Raw genomic sequence first — 17,827 nt, 5'->3', positions numbered from 1 at the left:
GTCACGTACCGCCCAACAGGCCTAGCCCAGCGCGGACTTGACCACATCCGCCAGACGGCCGGCGACCGCCTTCGCCTGGTCGATGTCGGCGGCCTCGACCATCACGCGCACCAGCGGCTCGGTGCCCGACGGGCGCAGCAGCACCCGGCCGGTGGCGCCCAGCTCGCGCTCGGCGTCGGCGACGGCCGCGGCCAGCTCGGCCGACGTACCGACGCGGGACTTGTCGACGTCGGGGACGTTGATGAGGATCTGCGGCAGCCGCGACATGACGCCCGCCAGGTCCGCGAGGCTGCGGCCGGTGGCGGCGATCCGGGCGGCCAGCATGAGGCCGGTCAGGGTGCCGTCGCCGGTGGTGGCGTGGTCGAGGACGATGACGTGTCCCGACTGCTCGCCGCCCAGCGCGTAGCCGTGCTCCTTCATCGACTCCAGGACGTAGCGGTCGCCGACACCGGTCTGGACGACCTCGATGCCCTCGCCCTCCATGGCCAGTTTGAAGCCGAGGTTGGACATGACCGTGCCGACCACGGTGTTCTTGCGCAGTTGGCCGGCCTCGCGCATGGCGAGGGCGAGCACCGCGAGGATCTGGTCGCCGTCGACCTCCTGGCCCGCCGCGTCGACGGCCAGGCAGCGGTCGGCGTCGCCGTCGTGCGCGATGCCGAGGTCGGCGCCGGACTCGACGACGGCGGCCTGGAGGCGCTCCATGTGCGTGGAGCCGTAGCCGTCGTTGATGTTGAGGCCGTCCGGCTCCGCGCCGATGGTGACGATCTCGGCGCCGGCGCGCGCGAACGCCTCGGGGGAGACGCGGGAAGCGGCGCCGTGCGCCTCGTCGAGGACGACCTTCAGGCCGTCGAGACGGTTCGGCAGCACGCCCATCAGGTGGGCGATGTACTTGTCGAAGCCCTCGTCGTAGTCCGAGACACGGCCCACGCCGGAGCCGGTCGGACGGTCCCACGCCTCGCCGCTGCGGTGCTGGTCGTAGACCTTCTCGATCCGCACCTCCAGCTCGTCGGCCAGCTTGTGGCCGCCGCGCGCGAAGAACTTGATGCCGTTGTCCGGCATGGCGTTGTGGCTCGCGGAGAGCATCACGCCGAGGTCGGCGCCCAGCGCACCGGTGAGATACGCCACCGCGGGGGTGGGCAGCACACCGACGCGCAGGACGTCCACGCCCGCGCTCGCCAGGCCCGCCACGACGGCGGCCTCCAGGAACTCGCCCGAAGCGCGTGGGTCGCGCCCGACCACTGCCGTCGCCCGATGGCCCTCGAACGTACCGGCCTCGGCGAGTACGTGCGCCGCCGCGACCGACAGGCCGAGCGCCAGCTCCGCCGTCAGGTCCGCATTGGCAACGCCGCGTACACCGTCAGTGCCGAAGAGTCGTCCCACAGCTGTCCTCCGAAATGCCGTTGTGCTTCGAACCGTGCTTCGCAGCCCGTGTTCGAAAACTGTGCTCGAAAACGCACGCCCCTGAGCGCTTTGTGCCCGTTATACGCCCGAGGGAGTCCAATAAAGGTCCAAGAAAGGTTCTAAAACCAACTACACGAACGCCCCGGCGGCACGAAGAGTGCCACCGGGGCGAACGGTGATGCTGCCTTGCAGGCGCGTGATTAACGCTTGCTGTACTGCGGCGCCTTGCGGGCCTTCTTGAGACCGGCCTTCTTGCGCTCGACCGCACGGTCGTCACGGCAGAGGAAGCCGGCCTTCTTCAGGATGGCGCGGTTGTTGTCGACGTCGGCCTCGTTCAGCGAACGGGCGACACCGAGGCGGAGCGCACCGGCCTGGCCGGAAACGCCGCCACCCGAGATGCGGGCGATGACGTCGTAGCGGTCGTCAAGCTCAAGCACCTTGAAGGGCTCGTTGACTTCCTGCTGGTGGACCTTGTTCGGGAAGTAGTCCTCGAGCGTACGCCCGTTGATCTTCCACTTGCCGGTGCCGGGAACGATGCGCACACGCGCGATGGCGTTCTTGCGACGGCCCAGGCCGGCGGCGGGCTGCGGGTCGCCGAAGCGGCCTGCGAGCGACTCGCTGGTGTACTCGCCCTCGACGGGAACCTCCGACTCGAAGGTGGTCACCTCAGCGAAGGTCTCTTCGCCCTCGGTGCCCTCGACGGGGTTCTCAACAGTGGTCTCGGCCACGATTCTCCTCAGATCTTTCTGTACGTCTTTGGGGGTGTGGCCGGAACTACTGCGCGACCTGGGTGATCTCGTACGCGACCGGCTGCTGAGCAGCGTGCGGGTGCTGGTCGCCTGCGTAGATCTTCAGCTTCGAGAGCATCTGACGGCCCAGGGTGTTCTTGGGGATCATGCCCTTGATGGCCTTCTCGACGGCCTTCTCCGGGCTCTTCTCCATGAGCTCGTCGTAGCGCATCGAGCGCAGACCGCCCGGGAAGCCAGAGTGGCGGTACGCCATCTTCTGGGTCTTCTTGTTGCCGGAGAGGTGGATCTTCTCGGCGTTGATGATGATGACGAAGTCACCCATGTCCATGTGCGGCGCATAGGTCGGCTTGTGCTTACCCCGGAGGAGGTTCGCAGCCGTGGTCGCCAGACGGCCCAGGACGATGTCCTGCGCGTCAATGATGTGCCACTGGCGAGTGACATCGCCGGGCTTGGGGCTGTACGTACGCACTTCGTAGCCTTCGCTTCTTCAGTGGATGGGGTCCAGACACACGGCGCCCCTGAAGCGATCGTGCAGCTGGGGCTCACAATGCCGGGAACGCTGCCCGTATGCGAGCCACTGGTAACTGCTCCAGGGAACCTACGTAAGGGCCCTTCGCGTGAGAACGACGAAGCCAATACGTATAACAATCCCCGAGACTACCCGCGCCGCCCCGGATGGGTCAAAACGCGCTGCTCCTACCGCGCCCGCACCATCCCCGACACCACCCTCGCACCGCTCCGTCCCCCGACACCACCCTCGCACCGCTCCGTCCCCCGACACCACCCTCGCACCGCTCCGTCCCCTCGGGGCCTCCCAAGCTCCGCCCGACCAGATACCCGACGCCGCCCTCGCACCGGCTCGCCCCTGGGCGGGCCTCCCGGGCTCCGCCCTGCTGCACCGGACTCCGTCCGCCGGAGATCGCCGCAGCCGGGCCCCGTACACAGAGCGCCTACCTCACGCGCTCCACGCGCCGCTCGTCCCAGACCGGCTCCGCCGTCTCCCGTACGACCCCGTCCGACCCGAAGACCAGATAGCGGTCGAAGGACTTCGCGAACCACCGGTCGTGCGTCACCGCCAGCACCGTCCCGTCATAGGCCTCCAGCCCCTCCTGCAGCGCCTCGGCCGACTCCAGGTCCAGGTTGTCCGTCGGCTCGTCGAGCAGCAGAGCGGTCGTCCCCCGCAGCTCAAGCAGCAGGATCTGGAACCTCGCCTGCTGCCCGCCCGACAGCCGGTCGAACCCCTGGTCGCCCTGGCCCTCCAGCTCGTACCGCCGCAGCACCGACATCGCGCCGCCCCGGTCCTTGGAGTGCTCGGCCCACAGGATGTCGACGAGCGTCCGCCCCATCAGTTCCGGATGCGCATGGGTCTGCGCGAAGTGCCCGGCGACGACCCTCGCCCCCAGCTTCCACGCACCCGTGTGCTTGACGTCCTCGCCCGCCAGCAGCCGCAGGAAGTGCGACTTCCCGGAACCGTTCGAGCCGAGGACCGCGACCCGCTCCCCGTAGAAGACGTCCAGGTCGAACGGCTTCATCAGGCCGGTCAGCTCCAGGCCCTCGCACGTCACCGCCCGCACCCCGGTGCGCCCGCCGCGCAGCCGCATCGTGATGTCCTGCTCCCGGGGCGGCTCCGGCGGCGGCCCGACCTCCTCGAACTTCCGCAGCCTGGTCTGCGCCGCGGAGTACCGGGACGCCAGCTCATGGCTGATGGAGGCCGCCTGCCTCAGGTTCAGCACCAGCTTCTTGAGCTGCGCGTGCTTCTCGTCCCAGCGGCGCCGCAGCTCCTCGAAGCGTGCGAACCGCTCCTTGCGGGCATCGTGGTACGTGTCGAAGCCCCCGCCGTGCATCCACACCTCGGACCCCGTCGGCCCCGGCTCCACACTCGCGATCTTCTCCGCCGCCCGCGACAACAGCTCCCGGTCGTGGCTCACGAAGAGAACCGTCTTCCGGGTCTCCTTGAGCTTCCCCTCCAGCCACCGCTTCCCCGGCACGTCCAGATAGTTGTCCGGCTCGTCGAGCAGCAGCACCTCGTCGGGGCCCCGCAGCAGCGCCTCCAGCACCAACCGCTTCTGCTCGCCCCCGCTCAGCGTCCGCACCTCCCGCCACTGCGCCTTCTCGTACGGCACCCCGAGCGCGGCCATCGTGCACATGTCCCAGACCGTCTCGGCCTCGTACCCCTGGACCTCCGCCCAGTCGCTCAACGCCTGCGCGTAGTCCATCTGCGCGGCCTCGTCGTCCCGCTCCAGGATCGCGGCCTCGGCCTTGTCGACGGCTGCCGCGGCGGTACGGATCCGCGGCTGCGCCACCGAGACCAGCAGGTCCCTCACGGTCCGCTCATCCCTCACGGACCCCACGAACTGCCCCATCACCCCGAGCCCACCGCTCACGGTGACCGACCCTCCGTGGGCCTGCAACTCCGCCGCGATGATCTTCAGCAGAGTCGTCTTCCCGGCCCCGTTGGGCCCGACCAGGGCCACGACAGCCCCCTCACCCACCCGGAACGAGACGTCGCCGAGCAGCACCCGCCCGTCCGGCAAGTAGTACTCGACGTGTCCGACCTCAAGATGTCCCATACCGGCATTCTCACCGCCCGCCGCTCCACACCCCAACCGGATTACGAACGCGAGGCCGCAGACACCGCATCCCCCTGGCTAGGATGCGCGGCATGAGCTTCGGGCATGGGGGTCCTTCCGACGCCCCCGGGGGCCAGCCCCCGCACGGCAACGACCAACCCCACCAGCCGGGTTACGGTCCCCCTCCCCAGACCCCCTCCGCAGACCCCCACCCCAACCCCTACCTGACCCAACCCCCCAGGCAGCCCCCGGCCCCCATGCCCCCGGTCCAACTCGTCCAAGAACCCCAGCCTTCTTGGGCAGCGGGGCCGCCCCCCGGGGGCGAGTGGGGTCTCCCCTGTTCGAGCGAAGCCGAGAGCTTGGGGAAGGGTGGGCAAGGGGGCGGCCCCCACGCCTCGCTCCCGCCCCACCCCACTCCCGCCCCATCGTTCGGCACACCCCCCGGCCCCGGCCCGACCGGCCCCACCCCCGACTGGTCCGCCCTCGCCGACGCCACCGCGACCCGCACCCGCCGCAAACGCCTCCTCTACATCGGCGGCGGCGTACTCGCGACCCTCGCCATCGGTGCCCTGGTAGCCACAGCCGTCATCTCCACCGGCAACTCCCCCTCCGCCGACGGCAAGAACTCGGCCCTGCCCTCTCCCGAAACCCTCCCCACCGAGCCCACCGCCCCCACCCCCTCCTTCTCCCCGGTCGCGCCCCCGCCCCCGCCGGACCCCAAGGACTTCATCTCCAGCGCGCAGAAGGACAAGGCCCCTCTCAGCGCCGACACCCTCTTCCCGGGCAAGTCCCTCACCCTGGAGGGCCGTTCGTACGCGAAGGGGCCCACCAACCGCACCGCCAACTGCGCCGCCGCCACCCAGGGAGCCCTCGGCGGGATCCTCACCCGCAACGGCTGCGACCAGGTCATCCGGGCCACCTTCACCAAGGACGGCACAGCGGTCACCGTCGGCGTAGCGGTCTTCGAAACAGAGGCCCAGGCCCTCAAGGCGAAGGACCAGGTGAAGGACGGCGTCGCCTCCCTCCCCGGCGCCGGCGTCCCCACCTTCTGCCGCAACGGCACGATCTGCCGGAAGACCGCCAACTCCTACGGCCGCTACGCCTACTTCACCGTCAGCGGCTTCACCGACAACAAGAAGAACGTCACCACGTCCGACAAGGCCGTCTACACACTCGGCGACGACACGGCGAAGTACACGTTCCTCCGCATCGTCGAACGGGGCCGCACCCAGGCCTCCGCAGCAGCAACCTCCACCACGGCCAACAGCTGACCCGCCCGCCCCACCCCCAGCCCCTGGCGGCCCACCCACCCCCTGACTAACCTGTCGGCGGGGCAGCGCAAGGGCCTGCCCTCACCAGGGGGCGAGACACATGGAAACGGGCAGGACCGACCAGCACCACACCCCGGACTCCCCCACCCCCGAACCCCCCACCACCCCAAACCCAATCCCCACCCCGGAATCCGCCCCCACCCAGGATCCCCACCCCTCCCCAGCCCCCCGCCCCACCCAGGGTTCCCGCCCCTCCCCGGCCCCTCACCCCACCCCGGAACCCCGAACCAACACAAACCCCCGCCCCACCCCGGCCCGAACCACGCCAAACCCCCGGCCCACCGGGGAATCCCAACCTGCCCCGGATTCCCAACCCACCCCGGAAACCCGGACCACCGCAAGCCCTCACCCCACCGCGGCCCCGCGGCCCTCCCTGGAAACCCAGACAACGCCGGACTCCCGGCCCACCCCGGATCTCCAACCCTCCCAGGAATCCCGAACCACCCCGGGCCCCTGGCCCACCCGGGAACCCCGAACCACCGCAAGCCCTCGCCCCACCCCGGCCCCCCGGCCCACCGCAGACCCCCCACTCACCCCGGCCCCCCGGCCCACCCCCTCCACTCCCCTCAACCCCTCGCCTGCCCCGGCCCAGCCCGCCCAACTGGCCGCCACCACCCCCTCACCACCCACAACAGACGCCCCGGAGGGCGCCCCCTCCTCCACCTCACAGCCGCGCACTCCCCGGGGTCCTTCCCACACCGCTCAGCTGGGGGCCGTCGGCCCCCGAGCCCCTCGCCCCAGCTGGCCCAAGGTCGTCCCGCACCAGCCGCCCCCCGCATCACCGGAACCCCCCACGTCCTCACAGGCCCCTGCCACCCCCCACCGCACACAACCCCCTGGCGTCAGCCCCCGCCCCGACGCCCCGCACCCCAGCCACAGTCCCCGCCCCGGAAACCCCCGCCCGGAAACCCCGCGCAGCACCCCCGGCTACGCCCCCATACCCTCGCGCGCCCGCGCATCCGGCCCCGTCAGCGCATCCCACATATCCGGACCGGTCGGCGCAGCCAACCCATCCGGCGCACCCCACACACCCCGCCCCGCCGCCCCACCCCCGCCGCGCTTCAACCAGCACCGCCAGCACCCCGAAGAGCACCCGGCCCCCAACCCACTTCCGCTCGCCGAAGCAAGTCCTGAGGCGCGCCGAGCCGCATACCGGAGCCGGGCCACCGGGTTCACCACCGGAGTCCTGCACACCCTCGGCTTCACCCTGCTCGCCGTGTACGAGTACTTCCGGGCAACGGCCAGCACCCTCTCCAGCGCCCAGCGCGCCACCGGCGGCCCCGAAGAACTCCGCGAAATAGCCGGAATGCAGGCCGACTTGGCCCACGAGAGCTGGTACGGAACCGTCAGCGACCTCGCCCGCACGGTCACCTTCGACCAGCCCCGCGCCGCCCTGTGGTCCGCCGTCTTCCTCGCCGTACTCGTACGCCTCAACCGCAGCGGCCCGCCGCGCGTGCAGCTCGGCCTCTCCGTACTCGCCGCCGGCTACTGCGCCCTGTTCGCCCTGGTCTGGTTCCCGTTCCTCTACGCGCTCGGCGGGGCGGCCCTCATCGCCCTCGCCGTGACCGGCGCACTCCTCTGGGCCGCCACCCGCCGCTAACCCCCTCACCAGCCGGGAAACGACCGAAGCGACCACCACCAGCACCCGGCCCCAGACCAGCACCCAGCCACAGCCCAGCGCAGCCCAGCCCCCAGCACCTACCCCTGGTAAACCATCGTGCAGAGCAGCGTCCCGCCCCCGTCGACCTGCCAGGACCAGTAGTACGTCCGGTCGTCCGGCGCCCGCCGGCAAGACCCCGGTGCCCGGCCTGACGAGGGCCCGTACACCCCGGTGATGTGCAGGACCGTGTTGTACGGAGGCGTGGTGCGCTTCGCCTTGCAGTCGACGGCCGTCATCGCCCCGAGCCGCATGGCCGAACCACCCGGCCCCGACCCCTTGCCCGTGCTCTTCTCCGCCAGCACGCAGTACCCGGTCTTGTACTGACGGGTCAGGCACAGCACCCGCTTCTCCGCCCCCGAGCGGTGCACTACGTACGACAGTCCGTCACCCGTCGGGCAGGCGCTCCAGCCGGTCCGCACCGCACTGATCTTGGTCAGCCCCGCGTCCCCGGCGCACCCGACCTTCTGCGGTATTCGGGTGTTCCACCCGTCCCCCGTGTCGAACAGTGCAAGACAGTCCCCGGCCCTCGCCGCAGCGAAGGCCTCACCCCTCGCCTTGTCGTCCTGCTCGCCACCCCCCGAAGCAGCCCCTCCCGCAGCAGTCCCTCCCGAAGAATCCCCTCCCGCAGACCCCCCTCCGGCAGAGCTTTCCCCCGCAGAGCTCCCTCCCGCCGGACTCTTCTCCGATCCCCCTCCCCCCGGATCATCCGAAGCCCGCGGCACCCCCAGCGCCACTCCGGCCGCCCGCACCGGACCCCTGCCCCCGTCGCCCTTCTCCAGCACCTGCGGCACCACGAACACCCCGAACAGCGCCACCGCGACCAGCAGCACCCACACCCCGCGCTTCCGTTCCCCCGTCATCAAAGCCCCCGTAAGCCACCTGAATTGATGTCTGAAAACACCCTCCCACAGCCCACTGACAATGGCTCCGGAGCACCCAGAACAGCCAGAACACCCAGAACAGCCAGAGCACCCAGGCCGCCCTCCTCACCCCATCAGCAACAACCGCCCCCGCCTTCGGGCACCCCCGCCACCCCCGGCAGCGTCCGCACGTTCCGTGCCTCCACCGCCCGCGCCGCCAGCAGCTCGTCCGCCGGATACGCCACTTCCTCCAGCGTCAGCCCGTGCGCCTTCACCACGTGCACCGACGAGTCCCGCACCCCCGCCGCCAGCACCTTCGCCGGCCACTCCACGTCACGATGGCCGTCCCCGACGTACAGCAGCGCCCCCACCAGCGACCGCACCATGTTGTGGCAGAAGGCATCGGCCCGCACCGTCCCGGTGACCACCCCGTCGGCCCCCCGCTCCCACCACAGCTCCTGGAGCGTACGAATCGTCGTCGCCCCCTCCCGCTTCTTGCAGTACGCCGCGAAGTCGTGCTCCCCCAGCAGCAGCGCCGAAGCGGCATTCATGGCCGCCACGTCCAACTCCCAGTCGTGCCACAGCACATGACTGCGGATCAGTGGATCAACGCCGCCCGGATGGTCCGTCACCCGGTACTGGTAACGCCGCCAGATCGCCGAGAACCGCGCGTTGAAGCCCTCCGGCGCCGGCGCCACCTTCCACACCCGGACGTCGTGCCCCAGACGCCCCGCCAGCCGCCGCAGCAGCTTCCCCTCGTGCTCGGCCCACACGTCCTCCGGCAGATCCACGTGCGCGACCTGCCCGCGCGCGTGCACCCCGGAATCGGTCCGCCCGGCAACCGTCAGGTCGTACGTCGTGTCCGAGCGCGTCACCGTCCGCAGCGCCGCCTCGATCTCCCCCTGGACGGTCCGCCGCCCGCTGGGCTGCTTCGCCCACCCCGAGAAGTCCTTGCCGTCGTACGAGAGGTCCAGCCGCACCCGTACAAAACCGTCCGCCACCTCGTCAGCCACAACCAACCTCCACGCTCACCACGGAACACACAGAACACACAGAACACACAGGCACACCCGGAAAACAGGACGGGCCCGCCCCCAGAAAAACTGGGAACGGGCCCGTCCAGGTACTGCTCGGTACTACTTGGACTCGTCGCCCTCGGGCTTCGCGTCCTCGACGACCTCAGCCTGCTCGGCCTTGGCGTCGTCTTCCTTGACCGCGCGCTTCGTGGCAGCCTCGGCCTCGCCGACAGCGTTCTGCTGCACGGTCAGGGCCTCGACCAGCTCGATGACCGCCATCGGGGCGTTGTCGCCACGACGGTTGCCGATCTTCGTGATGCGCGTGTAACCACCGGGGCGGTTCTCGTAACGCGGCGCGATCTCGGTGAAGAGCGTGTGGACGATGCTCTTGTCCGTGATCGTCTGAAGCACCAGGCGACGGTTGTGGATGTCGCCCTTCTTCGCCTTCGTGACGAGACGCTCGGCGACGGGGCGCAGGCGGCGGGCCTTGGCCTCGGTCGTCGTGATGCGACCGTGCTCGAAGAGCGCCTTCGCCAGGTTGGCGAGGAGCAGCTTCTCGTGCGCGGCGCTGCCGCCCAGACGGGCACCCTTTGCGGGACGCGGCATGGTGTTTCTCCTTGTGATCTGCACCGGCCGTATCAGGTACCGGTGTCAGTTACCGAAGGGCTAATGCCCCACGGAAGATTTCAGCAGTCCGTACGGACTAGTACTGCTCGGTGTCGACGTTGCGACCCTCTGGGGTTGCCCCCAGCCACTCTCAGTACTGCTCGGTCTCCACGAAACCGGCATCCGCGTCGTCGTCGGCGCCGAAGGCGTCGGCGGCAGCGGTCGGGTCGAACCCGGGGGGGCTGTCCTTGAGGGCCAGGCCCATGCCGTTGAGCTTCATCTTGACCTCGTCGATCGACTTCGCACCGAAGTTGCGAATGTCGAGCAGGTCCGCCTCGGAGCGGGCCACGAGCTCGCCCACCGAGTGGATGCCCTCGCGCTTGAGGCAGTTGTACGACCGAACGGTGAGCTCAAGCTCCTCGATCGGCAGGGCGAGATCAGCGGCGAGCGCCGCGTCCGTCGGCGACGGGCCCATGTCGATGCCCTCGGCATCGATGTTGAGCTCGCGCGCCAGACCGAACAGCTCGACCAGGGTCTTACCGGCCGACGCCATGGCGTCACGCGGACGCATGGCCTGCTTGGTCTCGACGTCGACGATCAGCTTGTCGAAGTCGGTGCGCTGCTCGACACGGGTCGCCTCGACCTTGTACGTGACCTTGAGCACCGGGGAGTAGATGGAGTCGACCGGAATGCGACCGATCTCCTGGCCCACCTGCTTGTTCTGAACGGCGGAGACGTAGCCGCGACCGCGCTCGACGGTCAGCTCCATCTCCAGCTTGCCCTTGCCGTTCAGCGTCGCCAGCACGAGGTCCGGGTTGTGGACCTCGACACCGGCCGGCGGGGCGATGTCAGCAGCGGTGACCAGGCCGGGACCCTGCTTGCGCAGGTACATCACGACCGGCTCGTCGTGCTCCGAGGAGACGACCAGCTGCTTGATGTTGAGGATGAGGTCGGTGACGTCCTCCTTGACGCCCGGCACGGTGGTGAACTCGTGCAGGACACCGTCGATCCGGATGCTGGTGACAGCGGCACCCGGGATGGACGACAGGAGGGTACGACGCAGGGAGTTGCCGAGCGTGTAACCGAAGCCGGGCTCCAGCGGCTCGATGACGAACCGGGAGCGGTACTCGTCGACGACCTCTTCGGTCAGCGACGGGCGCTGAGCAATAAGCATGGGGTTCCTTCTTGTTCTTGGCGCCCACTATTTGACGCCAACTACCACAAGGGTACGGGCGGTACGGCTCCGAAGAGCTGTACCGCCCGAAAACGCAGTCCGGGCGACGAGGAGGTCGGTCTCCACGCCGCCCGCACCACGGTAAAAATCGATGCGACGCCGTAAGGCGACGAATCAGACGCGACGACGCTTCGGCGGGCGGCAGCCGTTGTGCGGCGTCGGGGTGACGTCCTGGATCGAACCGACCTCAAGGCCAGTGGCCTGGAGGGAGCGGATCGCGGTCTCGCGGCCGGAGCCCGGACCCTTGACGAAGACGTCAACCTTGCGCATGCCGTGCTCCTGCGCGCGGCGGGCGGCCGACTCGGCGGCCATCTGCGCGGCGAAGGGGGTGGACTTGCGCGAGCCCTTGAAGCCCACGTGGCCCGCGGAGGCCCACGAGATCACGTTGCCGGTCGGGTCCGTGATGGACACGATCGTGTTGTTGAACGTGCTCTTGATGTGCGCGTGGCCGTGAGCGACGTTCTTCTTTTCCTTGCGGCGCACCTTCTTGGCAGCGCCCTGACGTCCCTTGGGGGGCATGTCTTACTCCAGATGGAGAGGGAGGTGATCGGTCCTACAGCGAAGACCGCTTGAAAAGCGTCCGGCTGAGGACTACTTCTTGCCCGGCTTCTTCTTACCGGCGATGGCGCGACGCGGGCCCTTGCGGGTACGAGCGTTCGTGCTGGTGCGCTGGCCGTGGACCGGCAGGCCGCGGCGGTGACGCAGACCCTGGTAGCAGCCGATCTCCACCTTGCGGCGGATGTCGGCCTGCACCTCGCGACGGAGGTCACCCTCGGTCTTGAGGTTGGCGTCCACGTACTCGCGGATCTTGACCAGGTCCTCTTCGGCCAGGTCACGAACGCGGGTGTTCGGGTTCACACCGGTGGAGGCGAGGGTTTCCTTCGCCAGGGTGCGGCCGATGCCGAAGACGTAGGTGAGGGCGATCTCCACACGCTTTTCGCGCGGGATGTCAACACCTGAAACGCGTGCCATTCAATGGCTCCAGTTGTTAGTTCGGGGGTCTTCCACAGAGCTGCTCCCGACCGCCGATCCCACCACGGTGACATTTCACCGAGTGGGCGTGGTACGTCCGGGTCCCCGGCCCCCGCCGGAGGTGCCGCCGGCCACGAGGACCTGGCGTGCTCTGCGTATGTACGAATTGCTTGCGTCGCGCGAAGAACTGCGAGATGCAGGAAAGGTCGTGCGTCAGCCCTGGCGCTGCTTGTGGCGCAGGTTTTCGCAGATGACCATGACCCGACCGTGACGGCGGATCACCTTGCACTTGTCGCAGATCTTCTTGACGCTCGGCTTGACCTTCATGGGATGTCAGGTTCTCCGGGTCAGTGCCACTAGCCCCCCGGAAGGGGCTCGGCAGATCTACTTGTACCGGTAGACGATCCGGCCACGCGTCAGGTCGTACGGAGAGAGCTCCACGACGACCCGGTCATCCGGGAGGATGCGGATGTAGTGCATACGCATCTTGCCGCTGATGTGCGCGAGGACTTTGTGACCGTTCTGCAGTTCCACCTTGAACATTGCGTTCGGGAGGGACTCGATCACGGTGCCCTCGATTTCGATGGCACCTTGCTTCTTGGCCACGCTTCGCCCTTCGAATCGGCTACCTTGATCGACTCTCGCATCCAGAATGCAGGCACACGGATGCACGAGAGCCGACGAGTCAGTCTACGTCAGGCCACTCGAAAAGACGAATCCGTCAAGTTTGCCCAACACTGGTGATCGTTATGCGGCATTCACTCCAGTGCCCGTAAAGCCGCTCAGCCCAGCGGGTCCGGCGCCGCCGTGATGCCGTACTCCGCCAGCTTCGCCTTGCCGCCGTCGACGGCGGTCAGTACCAGCGGGCCGTTCTCGGTCAGCGCGATGGAGTGCTCCCAGTGCGAGGACCAGGTGCCGTCCGTCGTGATGACCGTCCAGTCGTCGGCGAGGACCTCGGTCTGGGCCGTGCCCAGCGAGATCATCGGCTCGATCGCGAGGCAGACGCCGGGGACCAGCTTGATGCCCTTGCCGCGCTTGCGCGTGACGTAGTTCAGCACGTGCGGGTCCATGTGCATCTCGGAGCCGATGCCGTGCCCGCCGTAGTCCTCGATGATCCCGTACTTGCCGGTGGCCGGCCGCGGCTGGCGGCGGACGTAGCCCTCGATGGACTTGGACACGTCGACCAGCCGGTTGCCCAGCTTCATGGCCGCGATGCCCGCCCACATCGACTCCTCGGTCACCCGGGAGAGCTCCAGCAGCTCCGGTGCGTGACCACTGCCGACGAAGGCGGTGTACGCGGCGTCGCCGTGCCAGCCGTCGATGATGGCGCCGCAGTCGATGGAGATGATGTCGCCGTCCTTGAGGACGGTCTTCTCGTCCGGGATGCCGTGCACGACGACCTCGTTCACCGAGGTGCAGATGGTGGCGGGGAAGCCGCCGTACCCCAGGAAGTTGGACTTCGCGCCGTGCTCCGCGAGCACCTTGCGGGCGACCTCGTCGAGGTCCTTCGTACTGGCGCCGGGAACGGCCGCCGCACGGGTCGCCGCGTGAATGGCGGCGACGACCAGCCCCGCCTCACGCATCTTCGCGATCTGCTCGGGAGTCTTGATCTCCACCATGGATGTGCCTTCCACGCTCTCGTATGACTTCGTTTCCACAGTACGGCCGAAACAGCGAGGCCGCGGCGTCCCATGGACACCGCGGCCTTCACCGTCGTACGTACAGAACCCGGGCGCCTTGAGGGGCCTAGGCCGTCTTCTTCAGGGCGTCCATCGCGCGCTCGGTCACCTCGGCGACCTTGCCTTCCGCGGAGAGGGTGACCACCAGGCCCTGCGCCTTGTAGTGGTCGATGATCGGCTCGGTCTGCGTGTGGTAGACGTCGAGCCGCTTGCGCACGGTCTCCTCGGTGTCGTCCGGGCGCTGGTAGAGCTCGCCGCCGCAGACGTCACAGACGCCCTCGGTCTTCGGCGGGCTGTACGTGGCGTGGAAGACATGAGCGGAATCGTTGCGGCAGATGCGCCGGCCGGCGATCCGCTTCACGACCTCGTCCTCCGGGACCTCAAGGTCCAGGACGGCGTCCAGCTTCTGCCCCTGGTCCTTCAGCGCGGCGTCCAGCGCCTCCGCCTGGAAGACGTTGCGCGGGAAGCCGTCCAGCAGGAAACCGTTCTCGGCATCGCTCTGGCCCATGCGGTCCAGCGCCATGCCGATCGTGACCTCGTCGGGGACCAGATTTCCGGCATCCATGATGGCTTTGGCCTGCATGCCGAGGGCGGTGCCCTGGCTGATGTTGGCCCGGAAGAGGTCACCCGTCGAAATGTGCGGGATCGACAGGTTCGTGGCGAGGAACGCGGCCTGCGTTCCCTTGCCCGCGCCCGGCGGCCCGACGAGGACGATACGCATCAGCGGAGGAACCCTTCGTAATTGCGCTGCTGGAGCTGGCTCTCGATCTGCTTCACGGTCTCCAGACCCACACCCACGATGATGAGGATGCTTGTGCCGCCGAACGGGAAGTCCTGGCTGGCACCGAAGCCGGCCAACGCCATCGTCGGCACGAGAGCGATCAGACCCAGGTACAGCGATCCCGGCCACGTGATGCGGTTCAGCACGTAACTCAGGTACTCAGCAGTAGGTCGACCTGCCCGGATGCCCGGGATGAAGCCACCATACTTCTTCATATTGTCAGCGACTTCGTCGGGGTTGAACGAGATCGCCACGTAGAAGAAGGCGAAGAACACGATCAACAGGAAGTACGTGACGATGTAGTAGGGATGGTCGCCCTTGACCATATTGTTCGAGATCCACTGGGCCCAGCCGGCGGAGGAACCGGAGAACTGGACGATCAGGGCGGGGATGTAGAGCAGCGAAGAAGCGAAGATGACGGGGATGACACCCGCCTGGTTCACCTTCAGCGGGATGTACGTCGACGTGCCGCCGTACGACTTCCGCCCGATCATGCGCTTCGCGTACTGGACCGGAATGCGCCGCTGAGCCTGCTCGACGAACACCACCAGGCCGACCATCGCGAATCCGACCAGGATGACGATCCCGAACTCGATCCAGCCGTCGGCCATCTTGCCGCCGTCCTTGATGGCCCACAGCGACGTCGGGAAGCCCGCGGCGATCGAGATGAACATCAGGATGGACATGCCGTTGCCGATGCCGCGGTCGGTGACGAGCTCACCGAGCCACATCACCGCGGCGGTGCCGGCGGTCATGGTGATGACCATGACGACGGTCGTGAAGATCGACTTGTCCGGCACGATCTGAGACCGGATCGCCTCCGGGCAGGCCTGGAACAGCGCACCGGAGTTGGCGGTCGCCACGAGGCCGGTGCCCTGAAGGACTGCCAGCGCCACGGTCAAGTACCGCGTGTACTGCGTGATCTTCGCCGTACCGGACTGACCTTCCTTCTTCAAGGCTTCCAGTCGCGGGATGACCACGGTCAGGAGCTGAAGGATGATACTCGCCGTGATGTACGGCATGATGCCGAGCGCAAAGATACTGATCTGCAACAACGCACCGCCACTGAACATCTGCATCATGCCGAGCAGCCCAGCGCCGGAATCAGCCTGGTTCAGGCACGTCTGGACGTTCTTGTAATTCACGCCGGGGACCGGAATGTGCGACCCGAGCCTGAAAAGTACGATGATACCGAGGGTGAAGAGCAGCTTCTTGCGCAGGTCAGGCGTCTTGAACGCCCGGGCGAACGCGGTGAGCACGGTGCCTCCTGCGACTCGCGCGTGGCGCGAGAAGTGACGGGTTGAAGAGAATCGGCGGTTACACAACAAGGCAGTCCTACGATGGTGCAGGCTGCCCAGAGATTAGCAACGCCACCCTACCTGGCCCTTCCGGCCGCAGGAACAACCAGCGGGCCCAGGCACGCGAACGCCACCACCCGGCGTGCCCGTAATACGGACGAACCATCCGGTTTTCGGGCGCCTCGATGAACAACGAGCGAGGCACGTATCCGATTCTGTCCGCCTGCACGCGGATCACATCGACTTTGGTCGGGCGCCCGCCCCCACTAAAGAAGGTCATGACAAGCCAAGCCCCTGACGTGACAGTGGTGCCCAGACGTCTCATGTGAACGAAACGTCGAAGACCGCACCTCAGTTCCTCCAGGGGGAATCCTTGAAGAAGTCCATCGTTACCGTGTCGGCCGCCTGCGGCCTGCTGATGCTCGGTGCCTCCACCGCGGTGGCGGGCGGCACCTCCACCACGACGGCGGACGGCACGTCCCTCACGGCGCCCGCCGGCAACCCGACGGCCGAGGTGACCGTCGCGCCGGCTGCCGCCCCCACCGCCCTGGCAGCCGCGGCCACGTGCACGCTCAAGCTGGACAAGCCGTGGAAGACGGCGCACGCCAAGTCGCGCTCCATCGCTGGGTACAAGACCCTCAACAGCTGCTCGGGCTTCAGCCTCAGTGCCACGCTCCAGTACCACCGCTGGCACGGCTGGTCGGGTCTGGACAAGGACACCTGGGCCGGTAACCGCGGCTACACCATCCTGAGTTGGCAGTGCGAGGGCGAGGGCAACCACAACTACCGCGTGGCCGGCACCGTCAGGGGCGGCAGTGGGCCGCAGGTGGGCCGCGGCAACGGTCCGTCCAGCCGCTTCACCTGCTGATCCCTTACGCACCCACGGGTGTTCCCCGCCGCGCGACTCGCGGGCGGGGAACACCCTCCGCCCGCGTCTGCCCCTGACCCCGGCCCGAACATGCTGGACTGCTCATGACGAAGCGAACATGGCTCATCACTTCCGGGCTCGCGGCCGTCGCCGCGGCCGGATCCCTCGTTGCTCTCCACGCCCCGGGCGACGCACCGGCGACGAAGCCCAAGGCCGCACCGGAAGCGATCGCCCTGGTGAGTTTCACCGAGACCCTGATGACGGAAAAGGGAAGCCGGGGCAACCCGCTCGGGCGCCACGTCACCATCTACGCGTCCCACCAGAGCGAGCGGATCGACACCCTGCGGTTCCTCTCGCGCGTCGACGGAGAGGTGGCCGAAGAACGTCTCTGGAAATCCAGCTCTCCGGAAGTCATCACCGTGCGGGACTGGTCGGCCTGTGGCGAGACCACCGAGCAGATGCCCGGCCCCCGGCCCGAGACCCTGAACGCCGTCGTCGAGGAGATATTCGGCCCGACCAGCATTCCGGCCGACGCCAGGCCGTCGGGCAAGGGCACTTCCGCCTGGAAGGTCACCGACGGGATGCTCACCACCGAGTACACCGACGGAGGCGGCTCCTATCCCGACCGGGTCGTCAAGCTCAAGGGCCCCTCGGGAGATGTCGGCTCGGTTATCGACAAGGGTTCCATCGGGAAGTCGAAGGGGCTTCCCGATTGGCAGGCGGGCTGGGAGGACTGCAAGCCCACCCGGCAACCCGGACGGTAGGGCTGAAACCGCAGCGAAACGTCGGCCCCGCTCAGCGC

Annotated in this window: 19 protein-coding genes; 4 read left to right on the top strand and 15 right to left on the bottom strand. The window is 68.3% G+C overall.

Annotation, left to right across the window (positions count from 1 at the left end; all coding sequences use genetic code 11):
* Window positions 1-21: 21 nt before the first annotated feature.
* From glmM to ACWGIG_RS24570, 4 genes are all read right to left on the bottom strand, one after another.
* Window positions 22-1,380, bottom strand: a complete 1,359-nt coding sequence (glmM, locus tag ACWGIG_RS24585; protein ID WP_453323819.1) for a phosphoglucosamine mutase — start codon at window positions 1,378-1,380, stop codon at window positions 22-24.
* Between the two features lie 221 nt (window positions 1,381-1,601).
* Window positions 1,602-2,129, bottom strand: a complete 528-nt coding sequence (gene rpsI / locus ACWGIG_RS24580) for a 30S ribosomal protein S9 (protein ID WP_453323818.1) — start codon at window positions 2,127-2,129, stop codon at window positions 1,602-1,604.
* A 46-nt stretch (window positions 2,130-2,175) separates the two neighbouring features.
* Window positions 2,176-2,619 (bottom strand): 50S ribosomal protein L13, encoded by a 444-nt coding sequence (gene rplM, locus ACWGIG_RS24575; RefSeq protein WP_362417360.1) that lies wholly within the window; start codon window positions 2,617-2,619, stop codon window positions 2,176-2,178.
* 481 nt (window positions 2,620-3,100) lie between these two features.
* Window positions 3,101-4,720, bottom strand: a complete 1,620-nt coding sequence (locus ACWGIG_RS24570; protein WP_453323817.1) for an ATP-binding cassette domain-containing protein — start codon at window positions 4,718-4,720, stop codon at window positions 3,101-3,103.
* A 359-nt stretch (window positions 4,721-5,079) separates the two neighbouring features.
* Between ACWGIG_RS24570 and ACWGIG_RS24565 the strand changes: the two genes are divergently transcribed.
* Together ACWGIG_RS24565 and ACWGIG_RS24560 are read left to right on the top strand one after the other, a co-directional pair.
* Window positions 5,080-5,991 carry a hypothetical protein gene (locus ACWGIG_RS24565; RefSeq protein WP_453323816.1) on the top strand — a complete coding sequence of 304 codons (912 nt, stop codon included), beginning with the start codon at window positions 5,080-5,082 and terminating at the stop codon, window positions 5,989-5,991.
* A 1,276-nt stretch (window positions 5,992-7,267) separates the two neighbouring features.
* Complete coding sequence (locus ACWGIG_RS24560) at window positions 7,268-7,651, top strand: hypothetical protein (RefSeq protein ID WP_453323815.1); 384 nt, start codon at window positions 7,268-7,270, stop codon at window positions 7,649-7,651.
* A 98-nt stretch (window positions 7,652-7,749) separates the two neighbouring features.
* Here ACWGIG_RS24560 and ACWGIG_RS24555 read toward each other — a convergent pair whose 3' ends face one another.
* The 11 genes from ACWGIG_RS24555 to secY all read right to left on the bottom strand — a co-directional run bounded on the left by ACWGIG_RS24555 (window position 7,750) and on the right by secY (window position 16,118).
* Entirely contained in the window at window positions 7,750-8,571 is an 822-nt protein-coding gene (locus tag ACWGIG_RS24555; protein ID WP_453323814.1) for a hypothetical protein, read from the bottom strand.
* A 134-nt stretch (window positions 8,572-8,705) separates the two neighbouring features.
* Window positions 8,706-9,584 carry a tRNA pseudouridine(38-40) synthase TruA gene (gene truA / locus ACWGIG_RS24550; protein WP_453323813.1) on the bottom strand — a complete coding sequence of 293 codons (879 nt, stop codon included), beginning with the start codon at window positions 9,582-9,584 and terminating at the stop codon, window positions 8,706-8,708.
* Between the two features lie 123 nt (window positions 9,585-9,707).
* Window positions 9,708-10,193, bottom strand: a complete 486-nt coding sequence (gene rplQ / locus ACWGIG_RS24545) for a 50S ribosomal protein L17 (RefSeq protein WP_453323812.1) — start codon at window positions 10,191-10,193, stop codon at window positions 9,708-9,710.
* A 151-nt stretch (window positions 10,194-10,344) separates the two neighbouring features.
* Complete coding sequence (locus tag ACWGIG_RS24540; protein WP_185028035.1) at window positions 10,345-11,367, bottom strand: DNA-directed RNA polymerase subunit alpha; 1,023 nt, start codon at window positions 11,365-11,367, stop codon at window positions 10,345-10,347.
* A 174-nt stretch (window positions 11,368-11,541) separates the two neighbouring features.
* Window positions 11,542-11,946 carry a 30S ribosomal protein S11 gene (gene rpsK, locus ACWGIG_RS24535; RefSeq protein WP_003948617.1) on the bottom strand — a complete coding sequence of 135 codons (405 nt, stop codon included), beginning with the start codon at window positions 11,944-11,946 and terminating at the stop codon, window positions 11,542-11,544.
* 72 nt (window positions 11,947-12,018) lie between these two features.
* Window positions 12,019-12,399, bottom strand: a complete 381-nt coding sequence (gene rpsM / locus ACWGIG_RS24530; protein ID WP_362417338.1) for a 30S ribosomal protein S13 — start codon at window positions 12,397-12,399, stop codon at window positions 12,019-12,021.
* A gap of 213 nt (window positions 12,400-12,612) precedes the next feature.
* Complete coding sequence (rpmJ, locus tag ACWGIG_RS24525; protein ID WP_009740505.1) at window positions 12,613-12,726, bottom strand: 50S ribosomal protein L36; 114 nt, start codon at window positions 12,724-12,726, stop codon at window positions 12,613-12,615.
* A 57-nt stretch (window positions 12,727-12,783) separates the two neighbouring features.
* Entirely contained in the window at window positions 12,784-13,005 is a 222-nt protein-coding gene (gene infA, locus ACWGIG_RS24520; protein WP_003956442.1) for a translation initiation factor IF-1, read from the bottom strand.
* Window positions 13,006-13,181: 176 nt separating this feature from the next.
* Window positions 13,182-14,018 carry a type I methionyl aminopeptidase gene (gene map / locus ACWGIG_RS24515; protein ID WP_453323811.1) on the bottom strand — a complete coding sequence of 279 codons (837 nt, stop codon included), beginning with the start codon at window positions 14,016-14,018 and terminating at the stop codon, window positions 13,182-13,184.
* A gap of 127 nt (window positions 14,019-14,145) precedes the next feature.
* On the bottom strand, window positions 14,146-14,799 hold the full coding sequence (locus tag ACWGIG_RS24510) for an adenylate kinase (protein ID WP_453323810.1): 654 nt from the start codon (window positions 14,797-14,799) through the stop codon (window positions 14,146-14,148).
* Window positions 14,799-16,118: a preprotein translocase subunit SecY gene (secY, locus tag ACWGIG_RS24505; protein WP_453323809.1), complete on the bottom strand. Its 1,320-nt coding sequence runs from the start codon at window positions 16,116-16,118 to the stop codon at window positions 14,799-14,801. Before secY ends, ACWGIG_RS24510 begins: the two co-directional genes overlap by 1 nt.
* A 412-nt stretch (window positions 16,119-16,530) precedes the next feature.
* Between secY and ACWGIG_RS24500 the strand changes: the two genes are divergently transcribed.
* Window positions 16,531-17,025 (top strand): hypothetical protein, encoded by a 495-nt coding sequence (locus ACWGIG_RS24500; RefSeq protein ID WP_453323808.1) that lies wholly within the window; start codon window positions 16,531-16,533, stop codon window positions 17,023-17,025.
* A gap of 104 nt (window positions 17,026-17,129) precedes the next feature.
* Window positions 17,130-17,789 (top strand): hypothetical protein, encoded by a 660-nt coding sequence (locus ACWGIG_RS24495; RefSeq protein WP_453323807.1) that lies wholly within the window; start codon window positions 17,130-17,132, stop codon window positions 17,787-17,789.
* Window positions 17,790-17,827 lie beyond the last annotated feature (38 nt).

Source organism: Streptomyces sp. NPDC054863 (genome assembly GCF_053610825.1).
Note: the sequence above shows the minus strand (reverse complement) of the source record. Positions and strands in the feature narration are given on the sequence as shown.

Coding starts and splice junctions, on each gene's coding strand:
- ACWGIG_RS24570 (WP_453323817.1), bottom strand. CDS start 4,720: ATGGGACATCTTGAGGTCGGACACGTCGAGTACTACTTGCCGGACGGG.
- ACWGIG_RS24555 (WP_453323814.1), bottom strand. CDS start 8,571: ATGACGGGGGAACGGAAGCGCGGGGTGTGGGTGCTGCTGGTCGCGGTG.
- rplQ (WP_453323812.1), bottom strand. CDS start 10,193: ATGCCGCGTCCCGCAAAGGGTGCCCGTCTGGGCGGCAGCGCCGCGCAC.
- ACWGIG_RS24540 (WP_185028035.1), bottom strand. CDS start 11,367: ATGCTTATTGCTCAGCGCCCGTCGCTGACCGAAGAGGTCGTCGACGAG.
- rpsK (WP_003948617.1), bottom strand. CDS start 11,946: ATGCCCCCCAAGGGACGTCAGGGCGCTGCCAAGAAGGTGCGCCGCAAG.
- rpsM (WP_362417338.1), bottom strand. CDS start 12,399: ATGGCACGCGTTTCAGGTGTTGACATCCCGCGCGAAAAGCGTGTGGAG.
- rpmJ (WP_009740505.1), bottom strand. CDS start 12,726: ATGAAGGTCAAGCCGAGCGTCAAGAAGATCTGCGACAAGTGCAAGGTG.
- map (WP_453323811.1), bottom strand. CDS start 14,018: ATGGTGGAGATCAAGACTCCCGAGCAGATCGCGAAGATGCGTGAGGCG.
- ACWGIG_RS24510 (WP_453323810.1), bottom strand. CDS start 14,799: ATGCGTATCGTCCTCGTCGGGCCGCCGGGCGCGGGCAAGGGAACGCAG.
- ACWGIG_RS24495 (WP_453323807.1), top strand. CDS start 17,130: ATGACGAAGCGAACATGGCTCATCACTTCCGGGCTCGCGGCCGTCGCC.